The sequence below is a fragment of the Pedobacter cryoconitis genome, assembly GCF_014200605.1.
Classification (GTDB): Bacteria; Bacteroidota; Bacteroidia; order Sphingobacteriales; family Sphingobacteriaceae; genus Pedobacter; species Pedobacter cryoconitis_B.
The window spans coordinates 203509-222516 of the sequence record NZ_JACHCE010000001.1; the positions used below are offsets into that span (position 1 = coordinate 203509).

The 19008-nt window shown below is 37.1% G+C and carries 21 protein-coding genes, 1 other RNA gene and 1 pseudogene; 9 read left to right on the top strand and 14 right to left on the bottom strand.

Translation table 11 applies throughout. The annotated features are described in order from the left end of the window. The first annotated feature begins 221 nt into the window (after nt 1-221). The gene (locus HDE68_RS00995; protein WP_183878040.1) at nt 222-1538 is read left to right on the top strand and encodes a paraquat-inducible protein A; all 1317 of its coding nucleotides are present in this window, start codon (nt 222-224) and stop codon (nt 1536-1538) included. A 34-nt stretch (nt 1539-1572) separates the two neighbouring features. Beyond that, the gene (locus HDE68_RS01000) at nt 1573-2910 is read left to right on the top strand and encodes a paraquat-inducible protein A (protein ID WP_260171554.1); all 1338 of its coding nucleotides are present in this window, start codon (nt 1573-1575) and stop codon (nt 2908-2910) included. 124 nt (nt 2911-3034) lie between these two features. Here HDE68_RS01000 and HDE68_RS01005 read toward each other — a convergent pair whose 3' ends face one another. The 11 genes and pseudogenes from HDE68_RS01005 to HDE68_RS01065 form a co-directional block, all read right to left on the bottom strand. Continuing rightward, a complete protein-coding gene (locus HDE68_RS01005) occupies nt 3035-3787 on the bottom strand; it encodes a glucose 1-dehydrogenase (RefSeq protein WP_183878042.1) in 753 nt (250 codons plus the stop codon). Nucleotides 3788-3870: 83 nt separating this feature from the next. After that, entirely contained in the window at nt 3871-4458 is a 588-nt protein-coding gene (locus HDE68_RS01010; protein ID WP_183878043.1) for a Crp/Fnr family transcriptional regulator, read from the bottom strand. 662 nt (nt 4459-5120) lie between these two features. Next, nucleotides 5121-5570 (bottom strand): hypothetical protein, encoded by a 450-nt coding sequence (locus HDE68_RS01015; RefSeq protein ID WP_183878045.1) that lies wholly within the window; start codon nt 5568-5570, stop codon nt 5121-5123. A gap of 14 nt (nt 5571-5584) precedes the next feature. After that, entirely contained in the window at nt 5585-6826 is a 1242-nt protein-coding gene (locus HDE68_RS01020) for a hypothetical protein (protein WP_183878047.1), read from the bottom strand. Next, a complete protein-coding gene (locus HDE68_RS01025) occupies nt 6756-6998 on the bottom strand; it encodes a hypothetical protein (protein WP_183878050.1) in 243 nt (80 codons plus the stop codon). The genes HDE68_RS01020 and HDE68_RS01025 overlap by 71 nt, the downstream gene beginning before the upstream one ends. A 144-nt stretch (nt 6999-7142) precedes the next feature. Continuing rightward, entirely contained in the window at nt 7143-7379 is a 237-nt protein-coding gene (locus HDE68_RS01030) for a hypothetical protein (protein ID WP_183878052.1), read from the bottom strand. A gap of 70 nt (nt 7380-7449) precedes the next feature. Further along, nucleotides 7450-8076: pseudogene (locus HDE68_RS26455) on the bottom strand (SOS response-associated peptidase). Between the two features lie 16 nt (nt 8077-8092). Next, a complete protein-coding gene (locus tag HDE68_RS01050; protein ID WP_183878057.1) occupies nt 8093-8989 on the bottom strand; it encodes a hypothetical protein in 897 nt (298 codons plus the stop codon). Nucleotides 8990-9246: 257 nt separating this feature from the next. Next, nucleotides 9247-9612: a transfer-messenger RNA gene (gene ssrA / locus HDE68_RS01055) on the bottom strand. Nucleotides 9613-9854: 242 nt separating this feature from the next. Beyond that, nucleotides 9855-10280 (bottom strand): SRPBCC domain-containing protein, encoded by a 426-nt coding sequence (locus tag HDE68_RS01060; RefSeq protein WP_183878059.1) that lies wholly within the window; start codon nt 10278-10280, stop codon nt 9855-9857. Between the two features lies 1 nt (nt 10281). Further along, nucleotides 10282-10647 carry an ArsR/SmtB family transcription factor gene (locus HDE68_RS01065; RefSeq protein ID WP_183878061.1) on the bottom strand — a complete coding sequence of 122 codons (366 nt, stop codon included), beginning with the start codon at nt 10645-10647 and terminating at the stop codon, nt 10282-10284. A gap of 170 nt (nt 10648-10817) precedes the next feature. Here HDE68_RS01065 and HDE68_RS01070 point away from each other — a divergent pair, with 170 nt between their 5' ends. Then, entirely contained in the window at nt 10818-12161 is a 1344-nt protein-coding gene (locus HDE68_RS01070) for an MFS transporter (protein WP_183878063.1), read from the top strand. A gap of 56 nt (nt 12162-12217) precedes the next feature. Here HDE68_RS01070 and HDE68_RS01075 read toward each other — a convergent pair whose 3' ends face one another. Then, nucleotides 12218-13108 carry a DUF3078 domain-containing protein gene (locus HDE68_RS01075; RefSeq protein ID WP_183878065.1) on the bottom strand — a complete coding sequence of 297 codons (891 nt, stop codon included), beginning with the start codon at nt 13106-13108 and terminating at the stop codon, nt 12218-12220. Between the two features lie 288 nt (nt 13109-13396). Here HDE68_RS01075 and HDE68_RS01080 point away from each other — a divergent pair, with 288 nt between their 5' ends. The 6 genes from HDE68_RS01080 to HDE68_RS01105 all read left to right on the top strand — a co-directional run bounded on the left by HDE68_RS01080 (nt 13397) and on the right by HDE68_RS01105 (nt 17145). Then, the gene (locus HDE68_RS01080; protein ID WP_183878067.1) at nt 13397-13777 is read left to right on the top strand and encodes a hypothetical protein; all 381 of its coding nucleotides are present in this window, start codon (nt 13397-13399) and stop codon (nt 13775-13777) included. Between the two features lie 49 nt (nt 13778-13826). After that, nucleotides 13827-14423 carry a penicillin-binding protein activator LpoB gene (locus HDE68_RS01085; RefSeq protein ID WP_183878069.1) on the top strand — a complete coding sequence of 199 codons (597 nt, stop codon included), beginning with the start codon at nt 13827-13829 and terminating at the stop codon, nt 14421-14423. Nucleotides 14424-14485: 62 nt separating this feature from the next. Then, nucleotides 14486-15910 (top strand): COG3014 family protein, encoded by a 1425-nt coding sequence (locus tag HDE68_RS01090; RefSeq protein ID WP_183878071.1) that lies wholly within the window; start codon nt 14486-14488, stop codon nt 15908-15910. 2 nt (nt 15911-15912) lie between these two features. Then, nucleotides 15913-16317, top strand: coding sequence for a hypothetical protein (locus tag HDE68_RS01095; RefSeq protein WP_183878073.1), 405 nt, complete (start codon nt 15913-15915; stop codon nt 16315-16317). A gap of 92 nt (nt 16318-16409) precedes the next feature. After that, a complete protein-coding gene (locus tag HDE68_RS01100) occupies nt 16410-16586 on the top strand; it encodes a hypothetical protein (protein ID WP_183878075.1) in 177 nt (58 codons plus the stop codon). Between the two features lie 115 nt (nt 16587-16701). Then, nucleotides 16702-17145 carry a GNAT family N-acetyltransferase gene (locus tag HDE68_RS01105; protein WP_183878077.1) on the top strand — a complete coding sequence of 148 codons (444 nt, stop codon included), beginning with the start codon at nt 16702-16704 and terminating at the stop codon, nt 17143-17145. Nucleotides 17146-17227: 82 nt separating this feature from the next. Here HDE68_RS01105 and HDE68_RS01110 read toward each other — a convergent pair whose 3' ends face one another. Both HDE68_RS01110 and HDE68_RS01115 read right to left on the bottom strand, forming a co-directional pair. Next, nucleotides 17228-18427 carry a pyridoxal phosphate-dependent aminotransferase gene (locus tag HDE68_RS01110; protein WP_183878079.1) on the bottom strand — a complete coding sequence of 400 codons (1200 nt, stop codon included), beginning with the start codon at nt 18425-18427 and terminating at the stop codon, nt 17228-17230. Between the two features lie 66 nt (nt 18428-18493). After that, a complete protein-coding gene (locus HDE68_RS01115) occupies nt 18494-18880 on the bottom strand; it encodes a DUF1573 domain-containing protein (RefSeq protein ID WP_183878081.1) in 387 nt (128 codons plus the stop codon). Nucleotides 18881-19008: the final 128 nt, after the last annotated feature.

The window sequence follows — 19008 nt, forward strand, 5'->3', positions numbered from 1 at the left end:
TATTAATTATGTTGTTTTATTTGATGAGGAAAGTTTAATAATTGGTGAAAGACCTTCTTTGGTGTAAATGTAAATAAACCCATTCTGTAATTGGTTTATGGTTTAGGATTAATATTCTTTACTGAATTAAAAACAATGAATTTGTATAAATATATCAGCGTTAAAACATTTTCAGCAGTTTTTAGTTTATATGATCATTCCACTATTTAATTCTAAACTGATTGGCTGCAGAAAAACAACAAAATGTCGTTAAGGGATTTAACATCTCTAAATTATTACTAATCTTAGGCCTGGGTCTATTGTTAGTTGGCGAAGGCTATTTTGGTTATCGTCTGCATACGCTTTCAAATCAGCAGGAAGAAATCAAAGAGGATTATTCTAATATCAATAATATCACATTCGGGCTATTTTCAGTTGATCAATGGCATGATAAGGTAGCTGGTATTATTAACCACCAGGTCCGTCATTTTACGATGACCCCAAAACAAAAAAAACAACTTCGGATAGAAGTGGAGCAAATCATTCTGGCATTGATCAATAAAGCAGAAGGATTACTCAATAAACCACAAAAATCGATAGGTGGTAAATTGAAGAAACTGGCTATCAAAACTTTTGTAAATACGGATAAGATAAAAGCTCAGGTTCCTGAGTTTGCCAAAACTATACTGGCTAAAGTAGATAATCCGAAAAATAAAAAGCAACTGAGTGCAATGGCTATGGGGAAATTCGCAGCTATTGAGGAAACTGACAGTACGACAAAGGCGAATAACGTTGTGATCGGTAAAATGTATCAGAAGTACCATGTTTCTTCACCTGAAGAGTTTAATGATAAACTTACGGCATCATTGAACAGGATCAGGACGATTACTTACAATTACTCATTTGGTATGCTTGGCTGCATTGTGATTGTGTTATCGCTATGGTGGATATTCAGGAAAAGGGTAGAACTGCACGCTATTCTTTTTGTCATGTCACTTATGTTTGCTTTTATTCTGCTCGCAGTTGGTCTGACTGCATCGATGATTGAAGTTGACGCACGTATCAAATCGCTCGACTGTGTATTGTTAGGGGAACATGTGGTCTTTAAAAACCAGGTGTTATTCTTTCAAAGTAAAAGTATTCTTGATGTCGTAGAAGTTTTGGTGAAGCAGCCTGCTATTGATTCGATACTTGTCGGCATTTTAATCCTTGTTTTTAGTATCCTGTTTCCGATTATGAAATTAAGTTCTACAGGTATTCATTTATTAAGCAAAAGAAAGCTGGCTGAAAATAAAATCATCAAATACTTTGCATTTCAATCGGGTAAATGGAGTATGGCAGATGTGATTGTTATCGCCATATTGATGACTTATATAGGTTTAAATGGTTTATTGGAAGGTCAATTGTCAAGTCTCAATATTCAAAGTGATTTTTTAACCATCCTTACCACTAATAATACGGCTTTACAGCCTGGCTATATCATATTTATCAGCTTTGTGTTGTACGGGCTTATCCTGTCTACCATCCTGAAATTTATAACACCTTATGATTCGCATTAAATACTATTCATAGATCATCTAATTAACTCATACATTGATAACTCCGCAAAAAGATAAGAAATTTGGCCTGCCCCATGTGATACTCATTCTTGGGTTAAGTATCCTGCTTTGTGGCGAGGCCTATTTTGGTTACCGCCTGCATACAGATTCAATGGAGCAGGAGCAGATTAAAGAGGACTACAGTATGTCGAATAATATTACGTTCGGACTGTTTTCCGTAGATCAGTGGCGTGATCGGATGACCGAAGTTATTAATGACCAGGTACATGATTTTAAGCTGACTAATGCACAAAAGAAGGATTTGCAGAAACAAGTGGAAGAAGAGCTTCATGGTCTGATTACCAAGACTGCTGCAGAGATCAATAAACCACAAAAAAGTCTGGGTGGCAAACTGAAAAAACTTGCGTTCAATAGTTTTGTGGATACTACTGACATACAAAAACAGGTACCGTCTTTTGCAAAAACGATCATCGATAAGGTGAATAGCCCTGCAAGCCACAAGAGGTTAAAGAGTATTGCGACCACTAAAATTGATCAGCTTGCCAACGAAACTTATGACAGTACATCTGTTGCAAATGCTGCGGTGACAAAATATCTGTACAAAAAATATCGGGTTTCTAATCCGGCCGAATTTAATAAACAGATTAATTCCCGGTTAGCTGCCATTCGTACTGTTACCTATAATTATGCTTATGCTATGCTGGGCTGTGTTTTGTTTGCACTATGTTTATGGTGGTTCATGAGAAAGCAGGTACAGCTGCAGACCACACTTTTTGTGATGTCGCTATTGTTTGCTTTTATTCTGTTAGCGGTAGGGATAACTGCATCAATTATAGAAGTCGATGCACGTATTGAGAGTTTGAATTTTATGCTGCTGGGCGAGAAAGTTACTTTTGAAAACCAGGTGTTATTTTTCCAGAGTAAAAGTATATTAGATATTGTTGAGGTGCTAGTGAAACAACCTAAACCTGATGCGGTTGTAGTGGGTGTTTTAATGCTTGTATTTATTATTATCCTGCCTGTTTTAAGAATAATTGCTAAGGGTATTCATCTGTTAAGCAGTAAAAAATTAGCTGAAAATAAAGTAGTGAAATATCTGACATTTGAGTCTGGTAAATGGGATATGGCCGATGTGATGGTAGTAGGTATCCTGATGACTTATATTGGTTTGAATGGAATTTTAAAAAGCCAGCTTTCTAATTTGAACGTTCATAACAGTTTATTAACGACTACAACGGCCAATGATACTTCTTTGCAGCCCGGATATTTCATATTTGTGGTTTATGTAGTCTTTGAAATGTTGTTATCCTATATTTTAAAACGGATGACCAATGATCATGTGAGCGATCAGGAGAGTGATCCGCTGAGTTAATTGGGTGGAGATATTGGTTATTGGCTGGTTAGAAAATCAAAAAGGCTTTTGAGATATCTCAAAAGCCTTTTTGATTAGTCACAGTTAAATGAAAACCCCTTTTCATTTAAACGTAGTTATTGAATTATAAATCTCTTAAACCACCGTCTAACAACAGTTCAGCACCCAGCATAAATGCAGAGTCATCAGAAGCCAGGTAAAGCGCTGCTGCTGCTAATTCTTCAGGAGCACCTAAACGTTTAACCGGAGTAAAGTTACCAAACGATTCTTTCATCGCTTTTGCTTCTTCTGCATTGCTGGCAATTGTGTCGAATACAGGTGTATCAACCGGGCCAGGCGTTAAGGCGTTCACGCGGATTTTACGTTCAAGCAGGTCAGCAGAGAAGCTTCTTGCCAGTGAGCGTACAGCAGCTTTTGTTGCTGAATAAGCCGCATGGTTCGGGATGCCTTTTCCGTTTACTGTCGAAGATACCAATACCACTGAAGCGCCATCTTTTAACACTGGAAGTGCTTTTTGAACTGAGAAGAATGCTCCTTTGAAGTTAATGTCGCTTACTTGATCAAATTGCTCTTCTGTAAAGTCTGCCAATGGGCCAAGCACGTATACACCTGCGTTAACAATCAGTATATCTACTTTTCCAAATTTTTCTTCAACGTTCTGGTAGATTCTGGTTAAATCACTTAAGCTGGAAACATCACCCTGAATACCCAGTCCATTTGGACCGATTTCTACAAGAGCTGCGTCAATGGTTGCCTGATTACGGCCGGTAACGGCTACTTTAGCACCTTCTTCTGCAAAACGTTTAGCTATTCCTAATCCTATACCGCTGGTACCACCTGTAACAACGGCTACTTTGTTTTTTAATTTTTGTGACATTTTCTGATATTTTTATATCACAAAATTGCCGGGAATTCTTAGAAACAAAGATGAACTATCTTATGAAATAAGGGTGAACCAGTTCACTTTTTTCGGACTTTATCGTTGCGGATTTTGGATAAAAACTCTCTGGTCATATTCAGGTAGGAGGCTAAAGCATATTGAGGGAGGCGTTGAACGACCATGGGAAACTTTTCAACAAATTCGTTATACCGCTGTTCTGCATTTTGTGTAAGGTTGACGATAATGCGGCGGGCATAAAAAGCAGTGGACTTTTCGGCCATGATACGGAACAGTGTTTCCAGTTCGTGACTGGATGCTTTCAATTGTTGTTCAGTGTCGTAGTCAATCTGTAACACCAGGCTATCTTCCAGGGCAACTACAAATTGCGTTGCAGGGGTTTGATAGATATAGCTATTGTAATCTGAGATCCACCAATCTTCTATGGCAAACTGGATCGTGTGATCGTTACCCTTTTCGTCGATCACGTAGGCACGGAATGCACCTTTTAATACGTAAATACGGTGTTTGGCAATAAAACCGGGCTGGATAACAAACTGTTTTTTACTCACTCTTGTTAATTTAAAAGCAGCCAAAAGACTTTCCAGATTCTCAGGGGAAAGTTTGATTTTTTTGGATACGTTTTCAAGAAAAGGGGCGAGAGATTCCATTTTTGTTTTTTTGGTGATTCAGACAAATAGATTAGCAGTACAAATTACATTATATTGTTTCAAATAATTTCTGTCAGCAGGTAAATTTTGACGAGTAAATGAGAAGAATTATTTCCAATAGATGGCTTATGTTATTTATCGGAAGTCTTTTTTTGCAGTACAGTAAAGTTCGATTTTCCAAAAACAGGGACTAAGCTATTTACTGTTAAACCCTGTACAACAATTGTAAATGCTCCTTTAATATCTGAGGTGTAAAATTCAATAGTACTTTTTCCGTCTGTCCGGGTATTTAAATTTGGTTCCCAGAATATGGTGGATTGTAATTCGGGAGCTGAAACTGGTTGATTGATATAATCAGGTAAATAAAAAATATGCGGCGAACCGATACTTTTTACCTTATAGGAATTATTCTTCGGTTCTTTGTTTGACGCGCAGCCATGATATCTGACCCAATGCCCGGCTATAACATATAGTCGCCCTTCTTCGGGGGGCGTTCCGCCGTCTCGGTGAATTTTACAGTTCAGTATCGAATTATATAGTAAGTTGAAGGCTCCGGTTCCTAGCAGGCTGGAGCCTTTCAGTAATAATTGGCTTTTTTATTTGAGAAACCCGGGACCTAAGTTTATCATAGGACCCGGGTTTCTAGTTTATTTAATAATAATTTAAATTAGAAAGAAGAATCTTGGGCTTCCCTCTCCTTTACTAGCAAGAGACATTGATTTTATCAAATGTCGACTATCAAGCAACATAGTAAACAGCCTCTTACCATTATATTGGATTTCGTAGATATTGTCTGTCAATTCATCGGTCCCATTTATATTTTGTTGCGAAGCGGGTAAAGATTTGTAAGGTACTATTGTTATCTTTCTAAGATCTTTGTTTTGCAATAATTTATTTTGATAAGTTAATTGCAAATCTAAGATTTCATATCTTTTTTTGTTTATTGAATCATTTTGATCACCAATTGGAACAATAAAAGGATACAATGATTTTTTGTCAAGATTCTTTTTAGCTACGATAGCTAAATATGTCTCTATTTGTTTTTCATCATTACCCTGACTTTGTTTAAACATTATGCTTGAAAGGGTAAGTATTAAGAATAAAATTTTCATAATCTAATATATTATTATTTATTACAATTACCTGAATTTAATGGGGCATTTCCTGGGACAGTGTCTTTAGTAACATTACCAGGGAACTTACTATTTCTAACTTCTTGGCCAAAATTTCCAGGATTATGTCCTCCTCCACCAGGCCAATTCCCTTCGTTGCTTTCCATATTTAATCCAGAAGCACGTATAATAGATAGACCAAAGTCGGTACAATTATAACTATTCAGATTGTAAGTACCTTTATAATTCACAGAGGTATTTAATACATTTTGAAGTTGAGCTGGTTCTACAGGAATCGAAATCTTAACGTTGTACTTATGACCTTCATCCATAATCAATGTACTAGATGATGAAGGTTTGAGTAGAGGATTTACTGGTTTATCTGGATAATAACCAAAAGTTCTTTTGGTATCTCCTTGTTGAATTGTTACAAAAGTATGACCTACTTCGGGATCTGCCGGGTTACCAGACCAGGTGTCTGTACTGTTGTTTTCTGGTTGATCAACATAGATGGTAATCGTCGCGGCTTTTTGACTATCAATGCATTGAAGATATTTTTTAATATCGGATATTTTTTCCCCAGGGGGATAATTAAAAAGAGTAAGGTCGAGTGACCAGGTGGCAGTTGGATTATTAGGGTTGCCATTATTACCCCCGCTGCCACCCGCTGCCCCGGGCGTGCCTGCATCGCCGCCACCACCACCTGTACCGCCACCGCCATAACCACCGCCACCTCCTGGATTGCCACCACCACCACCTACACAGACTGTAGTTGTATTAGTAACACAAGTTTCTCCACCACCAACACCAACACATGCCGTTTCTGTGGCTGTATAACAATCCATGAAGCCATTGACAACTTTATCACCTGCCTTTTTAGGATTAATGTTTGTTGGGATTGTTGAGTTTTTAGTTCTGGAGACAACTGAAATATTTGGTACAAACCAATTTTCTATAAACATGTGACCACTAAACTTCTTTCCTTTTTCCCAAATTTGATCTGGAATCATTGAAATCATTTCTGCTTTACTTCCTTCAAATGCTTTAGAGGTTGTCATCAGTCTCAGGTATAAGAGATTGTCTAAACGAGCACCAGGCAGGCCTCCATCTACCAGTGTAATTCTTGCATCAAGTTCCACAGGCACGAATACTGCAACTGTATCACCATTACTTTGTGAAAAGGCATTATCCCAATCTAACTTTCTTTCCCAATAAATCTTTTGAAAGAAATGACTGACCTGTGTAATTAGGCTCAATAATTTTTGAGTTATTTTCAAAACTTTCTTTTGCAGCAGAAATAGACGTTCCAACTATATCAGATTTATTTTGCGTTTCTGTTTTATCCTTTTTACAGGAAGTATAAGTCAGTGTAAGAAAAACTAGTGTGAAAACTAATTTAACTGAGCGATTTTTTAATATTTTTTCCATACTTAATTTAAATTGCTCAAGTATAGATAATAAGTCGAATGGAAATTTTTTTATTACGTCAAATGTGATTTTATCGTGGTGATTTTTGGGCAAATACGGAAACCCGTAATCATATCTACTAATTTGCGAGGTTTTCAATAATACTTAAGAATCAAATTGTTCATATTCATCTATCATACGACCAATTGTTTCTACCAAAATTGGATCAATATTATCTTCAGTTCTCCAACCCAGCTGGGCATTATCGTCGATGTAGGGTATAAGGCTTCCGTGTGCTTTTCCAGAAATGAATAAATAGTAAACAAGATCTTTCCCAAATAGGTGAGCTGGTACAATATTTATTTTGATATTCTCAGCAAAAGTTAGTTCAAAAGGCTCCATAGTTACATGCTATTCAATGGTAGTATAAGCTCTGGGAGATTATTCGGAATTCCTTTAACAGCTGTAATATTTACACCTTTAGAAACCTAAAACTATCCATAAGATCGTCAGGATAGGGATCACAAAGCGTTAGCAGCTGTTCAACGCTTAAATCTTTGCTTAGCCATAGTGACTCTTCATTTTTATCCAAAATAACTGGCATTCTGAATTTTGGATCATGGACTTTGCCTACAGTCTCATTTGCTGGAGTAGTCATTATTGTAAATGACCTGTAAATCTCACCTGATAATTTATCTTTCTATTGACTCCATAAGCCAGCAAAAGAAAATATCTCCCGATCATTCAATACAAACCTGTAAGGCAATGTCTCCCCGGTTTTCTTATCCCATTCATAAAAACCATCTGTAAGTACCAAACAGGTTTTATGTTTATGCAGCAGGGGAGCATATGTTTTCTTACCGGTGGCTTCTTCGCTCCGGGCATTTATCGTTGAGAAATCAAGTTTAGTACTTTGTGCCCAATATGGAACTAAACCAAAGTGAATCTGCTGGGCAATATCCGGTTAGTCAGAAGTAATTACTAAAGAATTTTGCGTTGGGGCAATGTTGTAATTTGCGCGATAATCATCAGGTAATTTAACCTGATAGGCTGCCATGATTTTATTTTGTTCCTGAGTCAATGTATATCGAGCGCACATAAGTCAAAACGATTTACTATTCAAACATCAAGCTTTGGCTTTTTGTTTTTAGGCCGGGGAGACATCTCATAATACTCGTCAATCTACACATTTCCTTGTGTTTTAGTCTATTTCTTAAATTTTGAAACTTGGTAAGTTTGTTGTCATGAGTCCAGGTGAATAATGGAAAAAGTCTTTCGTATTTGCCTGAATAAAGTTCTACAATTTCCAGAGCTTTCGGAATCAATTTAATATTGTAGGGTTCATCAGTCTTATTTGATCTATAGCTAAAACGTCCATTTACAAAATCTGTAGACTTTGTCTGGAGTAAATCGCCTATTCTTATTCCTCTGAGATAAACTTGCAATAAGAATATATATCTGCAGGTTGAAAGTAATGAAAATGGTTCTAGTTTTAATTGTTCAAGGGCACTCAGTTCTAAACTAGTCAGCTTTTGCTTTAAAGATTTAGTGGTTGGTATGGAATATTCCTTTATTTCCTTTGTAACACCTTTTTTAGAATATTCCAGGATGATTCCCCTAATAACTTTAATTTTCTTTTTAATGGTGTTATTAATATTTCCCAATTTGGATAAATTAAACACCATATTGCTAAACCACGCTTCATCAATTGCATCAACCAGGACAGATTCATCAACTTGTTTTCTGAGTGCTAGTATTTTGTCATAATACCCTGATTTGAATTCTTTTTCTAATCGAATTAATTCTAGATCAAAACACTCTTTTAAAGTAAGCTGTTTTTCTGACCCAAATAAAGAACTTAAACTAGTTTCACCCTTTTGAACTTGAAAAAGTTCTCGCTCAGCTTCGGCAAATCTTTCAGAAAGCATATTATTAATATATGCTGCATTTGGACTTTTACTTTTTACTCTATCTGCTTTAAAGTCCCAGTCCTTTAATAAGCATTTATACAATACCTTTTTTTTATTTTTCTATTAATAGTATATCTAAGTAAAATGGGATGAGTGCCATCTGCATAGGTTTTACCCTTGTATAAAGTAAGTTTAAGAGTGATATTCATGGTGTCAACAGTTTTTTGAGCCCCGGTGTCAACATGGTGTCAACAAAAAGCGTTCAATTTGATACCAAAAATACTAAAAAAAATAGTAAAACGGCTTAAAAGAAAAGACGGTTAAGATTTTGTGTCAATCTTAACCGTCCTGTTCGCTGTTGGTGGAGCCGAAGGGGTTCGAACCCTTGTCCAGTTGCGTGGCAAATTATGCCTTCTACATGCTTATTTTCCACTTTATTTTCGGGATCAGACGGGCCGGAAACCTACCTTGCCTTTCTCCTTAGGTATTTTATCTCACAACTGTACCATACCTTACAATTGCCAGCGTAATTATTTCGATGCCCCTGATTCCGGCCTAAAAACGCGGCAGCCAGAGGGACAAAAGCTATTTAATTCTAAATTAAGCAGCTAAGGCGTAGTTATTTTCGCCAATCAAAGTGTGAACGTTCACTTTAAAGTGCTCCCCGTACAACGCACTGCATGCTAACATACGTACCTCCGCCCTGTCAAATCCAAAACGGCCCCAATACGTACATGATAATTGTGGTTAACTACTCCTTTTCAATTATCATCTGCAAAATTACGAAATATTATGCCAATTTCTATATAAAAGAGTCATTTAAGCCATTAATCGAGAAGACTGTTAGTAATCAGTAGCTTACGATGAGCCAGGTTCTATAAGTTGAATATCAGAAGATCAGTGAAATTTTAAATTTAATCTATTTATGACAGAGGAGCTTGCCCCTCTGTCATAAATATGGTTTACCTCAATTCTCTACATACCCTTTCAAAGACTTACCAATAATTTCAGTCCAGCCGGCAGCAAAACTTTCCTTAACAAAAGAAGGGTTGTTCTGAGGAAATGTTTCCAGTCCTTCGTGCGTAAGTTTTAACCTCGTTTGATCGCCCTCAGCAAACAGTTCAAATGTGACCTGTGAATCACCATGGTAGTCCTTATAACTCCAGGTATAACTCAATTTCTGATGAGGAATAACCTCAGTTATCTTGCACAGATGTGTGTACATATTACCTTTATCACCAGCATCGAAAGTAAACCCGAACCCCTTTTCAAGCTTAAATTCTGACAGATCAAAATACCATTGCTTCATTTCATTTTTGTCAGTAATGGCTTTCCAGACTTTTTCTACAGGCGCGTTATAAGTCCGTTCAATTACAAATGGTTGGTTTTTCATGTTATTGATTTTTAGATTTATTTTTGATTTTATCAGATTTAGCAGAAAGAATTGGAGCAGGTTCATCTTTAGCTAAAAAGTTTTCCAGCGCATCCAGTTTTGCTGTCCAGAATACCCGGTATTGCTCAATCCATTCTGAAACTTCGTTCAGTTTTTCCAGTTTCGCTTCACAGATTCTTTCCCGTCCTTGCTGTTTAATAGCGATAAGGCCACATTCCGTCAATATTTTTATATGTTTTGAAATAGCGGGTCGACTGATGTCGAAATTCTCAGCCACGGCATTCAGATTTAAAGAATGATGTGCAATCATATTTAAAATCTCTCTGCGGGTTGGGTCGGCAATAGCCTGAAACACATCTCTTCTCATTAGGGTATAATTAATTATGTAGCCGTTCGGTTACTAATTTAATGAAACCTTTTGGTTACGCAATAGAATAATGAAAAAAATTAGTCAGACTATCTTATCTTGCATATGGAGATAAGGCTCTGCTTTCTTAACCTTTGCAGAAGAATACAATCCACCAAATATATGATCCTATGAAACGACAGACCGATTTGTCAGCTATAGAACAATTGACTGAAAATCAGCAAGCACCTAAAATCTCCAGACAAAGATTAAAAGCCATCTTTGGAGGTTCGGTAGGAAACCTGGTAGAATGGTACGATTGGTATGCCTATTCTGCATTTGCTATCTATTTTTCCTCTTCCTTTTTTCCTTCCGGCAGTTCAACAGCGCAATTGCTGAATACGGCAGGTATTTTTGCACTTGGTTTTTTAATGCGTCCAATAGGCGGATGGATGTTTGGCACGATTGCCGATAAAGTTGGCCGTAAAAAAAGTATGACCTTATCAGTCCTGCTGATGTCTTTAGGGTCCTTACTCATTGCATTAACCCCCGCCTTTAAAACAATAGGACTGTTAGCTCCCATATTATTATTGCTGGCAAGACTATTACAAGGACTTAGTGTTGGCGGGGAATACGGTGTTTCTGCAACCTATCTGAGTGAAATGGCAACTAAAAACAGACGTGGTTTTTATTCCAGTTTTCAATATGTTACATTAATTGGCGGACAGCTGATCGCATTAGGAATTCAGATCATTCTTCAAAGAATACTTACAGAAGAACAGTTGATCTCATGGGGTTGGCGTATTCCTTTTGTAATAGGGGCGATACTTTCCGTAGTCGCGTTATATCTTCGTAAAAGTCTGCATGAAACAAAAGCATTTGAAGCGCAAAAAAATAGAAAAGATGAAAACAACGGAACGATCAGAGAGCTGTTAAAGCACCCTAAGGCGATATTAACTGTAATAGGACTGACCCTGGGTGGTACGCTCGCATTTTATACCTATACAACATACATGCAGAAATTCCTGGTTAATACAGTTCATCTTTCCAAAGGAGAAGCTACTTTATTATCTTTTTTCTCTCTGCTCATCTTTGCAATATTACAACCTTTGTTTGGCGGTCTTTCAGATCGGATTGGCCGTAAGCCCTTACTAATTGGTTTTGGTGTTTTGGGGACTATTTTTACAGTGCCCTTACTGACTACACTTAGTCACACAACCTCACAATGGACAGCGTTTTTTCTCTTGCTCGCAGCGTTAGTAATTGTCAGCGGTTATACAAGTATCAATGCAATTGTAAAAGCAGAGCTGTTTCCAGCGCAGATCAGGGCGCTTGGAGTGGGATTACCTTATGGCATTACTGTAGCGATTTTTGGGGGGACCGTTGAATATTTAGCATTATGGTTTAAAAAAATAGGACATGAACCCTATTTTTACTGGTATATAACCGGTTGTATATTGATGTCGCTCGTCGTTTATGTCTTGATGAAGGATTCAAAAGAAACTTCAAAACTGAACGAAGATCCGGATAACTAAAAGGGGTATTGCCTTTCAAAAGACAACACCCCTTTTAAGCTGAAATATTTAATAATTTAGAACTTATAAGTTACCCCTGCTCCAAAAATCTGTTTTACCTGCAGTGCTTTTTTAGTTTTGTCTACTCCATTATCGACATAAGGTATTTTAGTTTTATCATCATAAATCAATTGCACCCCTGCATTCACAGTGACAAACTTATTTACCTTCATAAAAAGATTAGCTGTATAATCGGTATAAATGTTTCCTGGTTTATCCAAATAATCAGAATATAGTTTTAAAGTGTTTTCCAGGCTGATATTCTCGAGCAGGTTCACTTTGTAATAAGCATCTAATGAAGCGCCAAACTGGAATTTGCTCTTTTTATAAGGATCTACACCAAAAGCACCATATTTAGAAAGAGTATCATTTTGAACGATAATAACACGTGCAGCAGCAGGCGAAATATTAATCCTGAAATTATCAGAACGTTTATAGGCAAAACCAGGTCCGAACGTCAGATAGGCAGGCGCAAGAAAAGTTGAAATCAAACTCTGAGGAGTTGTAGAATAATTATAACCCTTTGCGAACTGAGTCTGGAAATTTGCATAAAAAGTATATAACCAGTACTTAGAGGCCTGACGACCCAGTAAACTGTTTAAAATAATCCTGTCATCATTTTTTCGCGTCCCAACATTCTGTTGTTTACTTAACCCGTAACCTAAGATCACTTTATTATCCCAGCTCCAGACATTTTTCTTATAATTGAAATCATAATTAAACAGGATATTTCCGGCTACTGAATTTACCCCGCCAGAAGACCAGTTGGAGAAAGAACTCTGATTAATTAATAATGTATTTTCTCCATGGATAGTCCAGGTTTTTGTCGTATCAGCTTTCGGGGCGACCTGTGCATAGCCGATCAGACTGATGGCGGTCAATGTTAAGGAAAGGATAAGTTTTTTCATAGTGAAGATTTATTTTTTAAAAATTATACATATAAATGTACTAAATATCACAATTTATTATGGTTTATCCCGATTTTGAACGTTTTGAACAGCCGGACAGAGGCAAAAGCGGGACCTGTCATTCCGGACGATATTCAGCTTCCAATAGAAAGTCCGGTAAAATAAAGTCTGTCTAAAGCCAGATTATCAAAGTTTCGTTAAAAAACGTTAAATTAACTCAGTTGTGGCAATGAATTTGTACACCTGATCCGTATTTTGTTTATTTTTGTTAGTATTAAATCTAAGGTCATGAAAAGGAATCTAATCGTTATCTCAAGCCTGTTGTTCGGCGCTTTATATGCTGGAACGGCTAGCGCACAGCAATCTGGTCTGGCTCCAGATCAAAACCCAAGATATAAAGAAAGCCAGGACAAGTATTTTAAGGTAGCCGATTCGCTGACAAGCCGTCAGGGGACTACCGTACAGAACACTTATAAAGCATATGACTGGTACGAAGCAAAATTGGAACGTCGCCGTCAAAGACGTGAATGGAGACATGAAGAAAGAATGAATGGCTATTACGGTGATTTTTATCCTTCTTTAAGTTTTGGCCTTGGCTACAATGCTTTTGGTGGTTATAACTATGGAAACTATTACGGTCGTCGTAGTAATTTATGGTTTGGCTGGTAACAATTCCTGAAAATACGATCTAACAATTATAAAAACCCGAATAACACAGATGAAATTCAATAAATTATTAACAGTTACTGCGCTTGCCGCTTCAGGAATGATGATTGCATCATGTTCATCCAGACAAGTAACACGTGTGAGTACAGATCAGACAATCGATATCAGTGGTTCATGGAATAACAGTGATTCCAGAATGGTAGCTGATGAACTGACAAAAAATATCCTGAATGCAAGCTGGTTAGGTACTCATCAGGAAGAGCATCAGGGTAAAAAACCTGTAGTGATTGTTGGATTTGTTCAAAACAAAAGTCATGAGCACATTGATGCGGAGACTTTCGTGAAAGATATAGAAAGTTCTTTTGTTCAGACCCAAAGAGTACGTTTAGTACAAGGTGGTAAGAAACGTGAAGAATTACGTGCAGAAAAAGCTGATCAGCAAACTAACTCTTCAACTTCAACAATTAAGAAGTTCGGTTTAGAAAATGGTGCTGATTATATTCTTCAGGGATCAATAAACTCTATCGTTGACGCCCATAAACGTCAGAAAGTAGTTTATTACCAGGTAAATCTTGAGCTGACCAATATCCAGACTAACGAAGTCGTGTGGATCGGTGAAAAGAAAATAGCCAAGTACGTTAAAAACTAATCCCGGAATTTCCCATTGCCCTGAATATCATATTCCTGATTTTCAGGGCTTTTATAGCTAATATGACAACCATTCGTACGTATATTCTTCGGGCATCAGTTGTAGGATTGATGCTTTTTTTATTTGGTTGCGCAAGTTATAACGACCGTATCACTCCTTATTATAAAAATATTTCGACAGGAAATTACAAGGAGGCACAAGTTGAACTCGATAAGAACAGCCTGATCCAGAAACCGAGAAATAAACTCCTTTTCCTGATGGAAAAGGGTAGAGTGAGTCATTTACTTGGAGATTACGAAAATAGCAACAGGTATTTTAATGAGGCTGATCAAATGCTGGAAATAGGCCTGACCGGTACATTAGATGCAACAGTGGGGGTATTGGTTAACCCAATGACCCAACGTTATAAAGGAGAGGATTTTGAGAAGTTCATGATTCACTACTATAAGGCGCTCAATTACCTTTATCTGAACAATACAGAAGAAGCTGTTGTAGAAGCAAGACGGATCAGTTTACAGGCTCAGGAACAGGGTGATAAGTTCAATAATAAGGATAAACGTTATAGCCAGGATGCATTTTCCCTAACGCTGCAAGGCATGATTTATGAGAGCAATAATGACGTTAACAATGCTTTTATCTCTTATAGAAATGCTGTAGAAATCTATCAGAAAAGTCCAGAAAAGACTTATTACGGTACTCAAATGCCCTTAGAGCTTCAAAAAGATGTAATCAGGACGGCCTATTTAAATGGTTTTACTTCTGAGGCTATGCAGTTTGAAAGTGCATTTGGCATCAAATATAAACCAGAAAAAGCGCCGGAAGGTGGAGAATTGATTTTCTTTTGGGAGAATGGTCTTGCACCAGTAAAAAAACAGGAAGACTTGTTTTTCACTTTAACAAGGGGCGATGGCGGGAATTTGTTCTTTAGTAATGTGGCTGGTGGTTTACTGATTCCATTTAATTATAGCGGTGACCGTGATAAATTAAATATCAACGCAGTAGAGAGTTTAAGAGCTGCTTTCCCTAAATATGTTGCACAGCCTTCTTACTATTCCAGCGCAGTCATTAAAAGCACGCAGGGCGATGTCACTTTAGAGAAAACAGAAGATATCAATGAACTTGCTTTTAGAACCTTACAGCAGCGCACATTAAAAGAAATGAGTAAAGTACTTTCCAGATTAGCGGTTAAGAAAATTGCTGAATATGCTTTACGTGAAAGTGCGAAAAGGGATAATCAGAAAAACAATACCTTACTGGAAGGTCTTGGTTATGGCATGCAGCTTTACAGTCTGCTGTCTGAGAAAGCTGATACCCGCAACTGGCAATCACTGCCAGGCAGCATTTCTTATGCCCGTATCCCTTTGAAAACAGGCGAGAATGAAATTACCTTAACGCTTAAAAATGCTCAGGGAGCAGATGAAACCAAAACGATTAAGATCAATGGTAACGGGCGGATTCAGTTTTATAATTACGCAACCCTAAGGTAAATATGATTAATTTAACAACTATAGACCTTAGAACGAAGTTGTCCCATTGGGCAATGGTTGTTTTATTGTTTATAAGTCTGTTTGCTATTGCTGGCGGATCAGGGCGCAGCCCGGTAACCGATCAGAAAATTACTACAGGTAAACTGGCAGGCCACATGAATATGGCTGTCAGTACCAAAATATTTTACAAGAGTTTCATTCAAAAAATACGGGGCATAAACTTTCAGAAGGCCTTGCTGTCCTGCTCCAATAGCTTATGGCTTTTACTTATAGACAGGCTGGTACAAATACAATTTAATGCCATTTTTACAAGGATGCTACTTATCCCTGCCAGTTATTTGCTCACTAAAATAGTAAGCTGTTTCACCCTGGAAAAAGCTAAGCCCTTAATGTCTTTTGTATATTAAACATTCGCGTTTAATATATCGCTTCTAAATCAATATTTATTTCTTCACCGAAAGTCCTGGCTGAAAATGCTAATGACTTATAACTGTTTTATATGCAGCGCATTCAAAAAGTATTGCGCCTAATCGGTATGGTGTTACTGATAGGCTTAGCATCTTTTGGATTAAGTGTTGGCGGGGCTGTACCTATACCGGCCGGCAGACAAAAATATCCATCAGAAAATGTAGAAACCAAAGAAGAGAAAGACGAAGATTTGAAACCGGATGAATAGCAGATACATGAGCACAAAAACTCATCTGCTTATTCTTCCTGATCGTCTGTAACAATTACCGGTTCAGGCATCTAAATCTAGACGGCTCTCTGCATTTTCTTAAATTTAATTTATTATGGCAGTTTTATATCAAATAGATGTTCCGGGTGAGCCGGAGTTTCCAGAAATGGGTGAGGTCTGGGAAGCATCAGTCAAAGCCACTCACCACTTTTTAAGTGAACAGGATATAGCATTCTTTAAATCATTACTGTTAAACGAGTATTTTAAATTGGTAGAACTCTTTTGCATCAGAGATAAAGAAGGTTTGATTATGGGGTTTATGGGCATAGAAAGTGATAAACTGGAAATGTTATTTGTCCATCCGCAGCATATGGGAAAGGGGATAGGGAAAAGACTCCTGGAATATGCATTACAAGTTTTTAAAGTAAATAAAGTCGATGTAAACGAAGATAATCAGCAGGGCTTGGGGTTTTATGAGAAAATGGGTTTTAAGATAACCGGCCGTTCTGAATTAGACGGTATGGGTAAACCTTTTCCGATATTGCATATGACAATTTAAACGAAAGCCCCGTAAATCAAATTTACGGGGCTTCTTTATTTAAAATGGAATCCTAAAAGGTTAATCCATTGACTGAAATATCTTAGTTTGTTTTACCAGGATATTGTTTCAACGCTAACGTTAAGCAATCCATTGCTTTATTTAAATCATCAATATTTAATACATAAGCCATTCTCACTTCATTTTTACCAGAACCCGGGCTCGAGTAAAAACCAGTTGCCGGAGCCATCATTACGGTTTCGCCATTATTGTCGAAGCTTTCCAGTATCCATTGGCAAAATACATCTGCATCATCAATAGGGAACCTGGCAACTACATAGAAAGCACCACCTGGATTTGGGCAGAAAACACCGTCAATGGCGTTCAATCTGGATACTAAAGTATCTCTGCGTAAAGTATATTCTTTATTAACTTCTTCAAAATAGCTATCAGGAGTATCTACGGCTGCAGTTCCGGCAATCTGTTCAACCATACCAGGACTTAACCTTGCTTGTGCGAACTTTAATCCAGATTTGATTACTTCCTTGTTTTTAGTGATTAAACAGCCTAAACGAGCACCACAAGCACTGTATCTTTTAGAAACTGTATCCATGATCACTACATTTTCTTCTAAACCATCAAGGTGCATTGGAGAAATGAACGCTCTGCCATCATAGCAGAATTCACGGTAAGCTTCGTCAGAGAATAAGAATAAATCATATTTCAGACACAATTCTTTCAATGCCTGTAATTCTTCTCTTGAATAAAGATAACCTGTAGGGTTATTTGGGTTACAGATAATGATAGCCTTTGTTTTATCAGTAATCAGTTTCTCAAACTCAGCAATCGCCGGTAAGGCAAAACCATTCTCAATATGAGACAAAATTGGTTTTACAACTACATTACTCATGCAGGCAAATCCATTATAGTTCGCGTAAAAAGGCTCAGGAATGATAATTTCATCACCTTCATTTACGCAGGTCTGCATAGCGATAGTAATCGCTTCTGAACCGCCAACAGTAACGAGTATATCCTCAGGAGTGATGTTATACCCCAATTTATTATAATATTCAGTAAGTTTTGTTCTGTAGCTTAGTGTTCCTTCAGATGGGGTATAAGCCCAAACATCGAAATCAATATTTTTAATGGCATTTAACATTCCTTCCGGAGTAGCAATATCCGGCTGGCCGATATTTAAATGATAAACTTTCTTACCATCCTTTTTTGCTTTATCTGCAAATGGAGTTAATTTTCTTATAGGCGATGCGGGCATTTGAATCCCTTTTTCTGAAATATGTGGCATGGGTCAAAAATAAAAAAACCTCGTTGATTTAACGAGGTTTAATTGATAATAATATTTTTCTACAGCTTATTTACCAGCTACAGTTTCGCCTTTAATGTATAACACTTTAATAGGTGTTTTAGCATTAGAATTGATCGTGATGCTTTTGCTGAAAGGCAATGGTGAACCAGCAGGCGTATAAGTAACTTTAATTAAGCCAGACTCTCCTTTTTTAATAGGGGTTTGAGTGTAAGTAGGCACTGTACATCCGCAAGTTGTTTCAACTTTTGTTAAAATTAACGGCTCGTCACCAACGTTTGTAAACTTAAATTCTACAGAAACAGGAGCTGTCAATGGAATTTTTCCAAAATCATGTGTCTCTTTTTCAAATTTAAATTCAGCTGGTTTGCTCTGTGCAAATGAAGTAACAGTAACACCTAAAACAAAGGTTAATAGTATAATTAGCTTTTTCATGTTTTAATCTTTTGAACAAATTTAATGTTTTCATTAACATTTCAAAGTCAAAAGCTAATATATATATTACACACTGTTAAGGGACGCAATTTAGAAAATACGTATCTTTGCCCAATAAACTTTTGTGC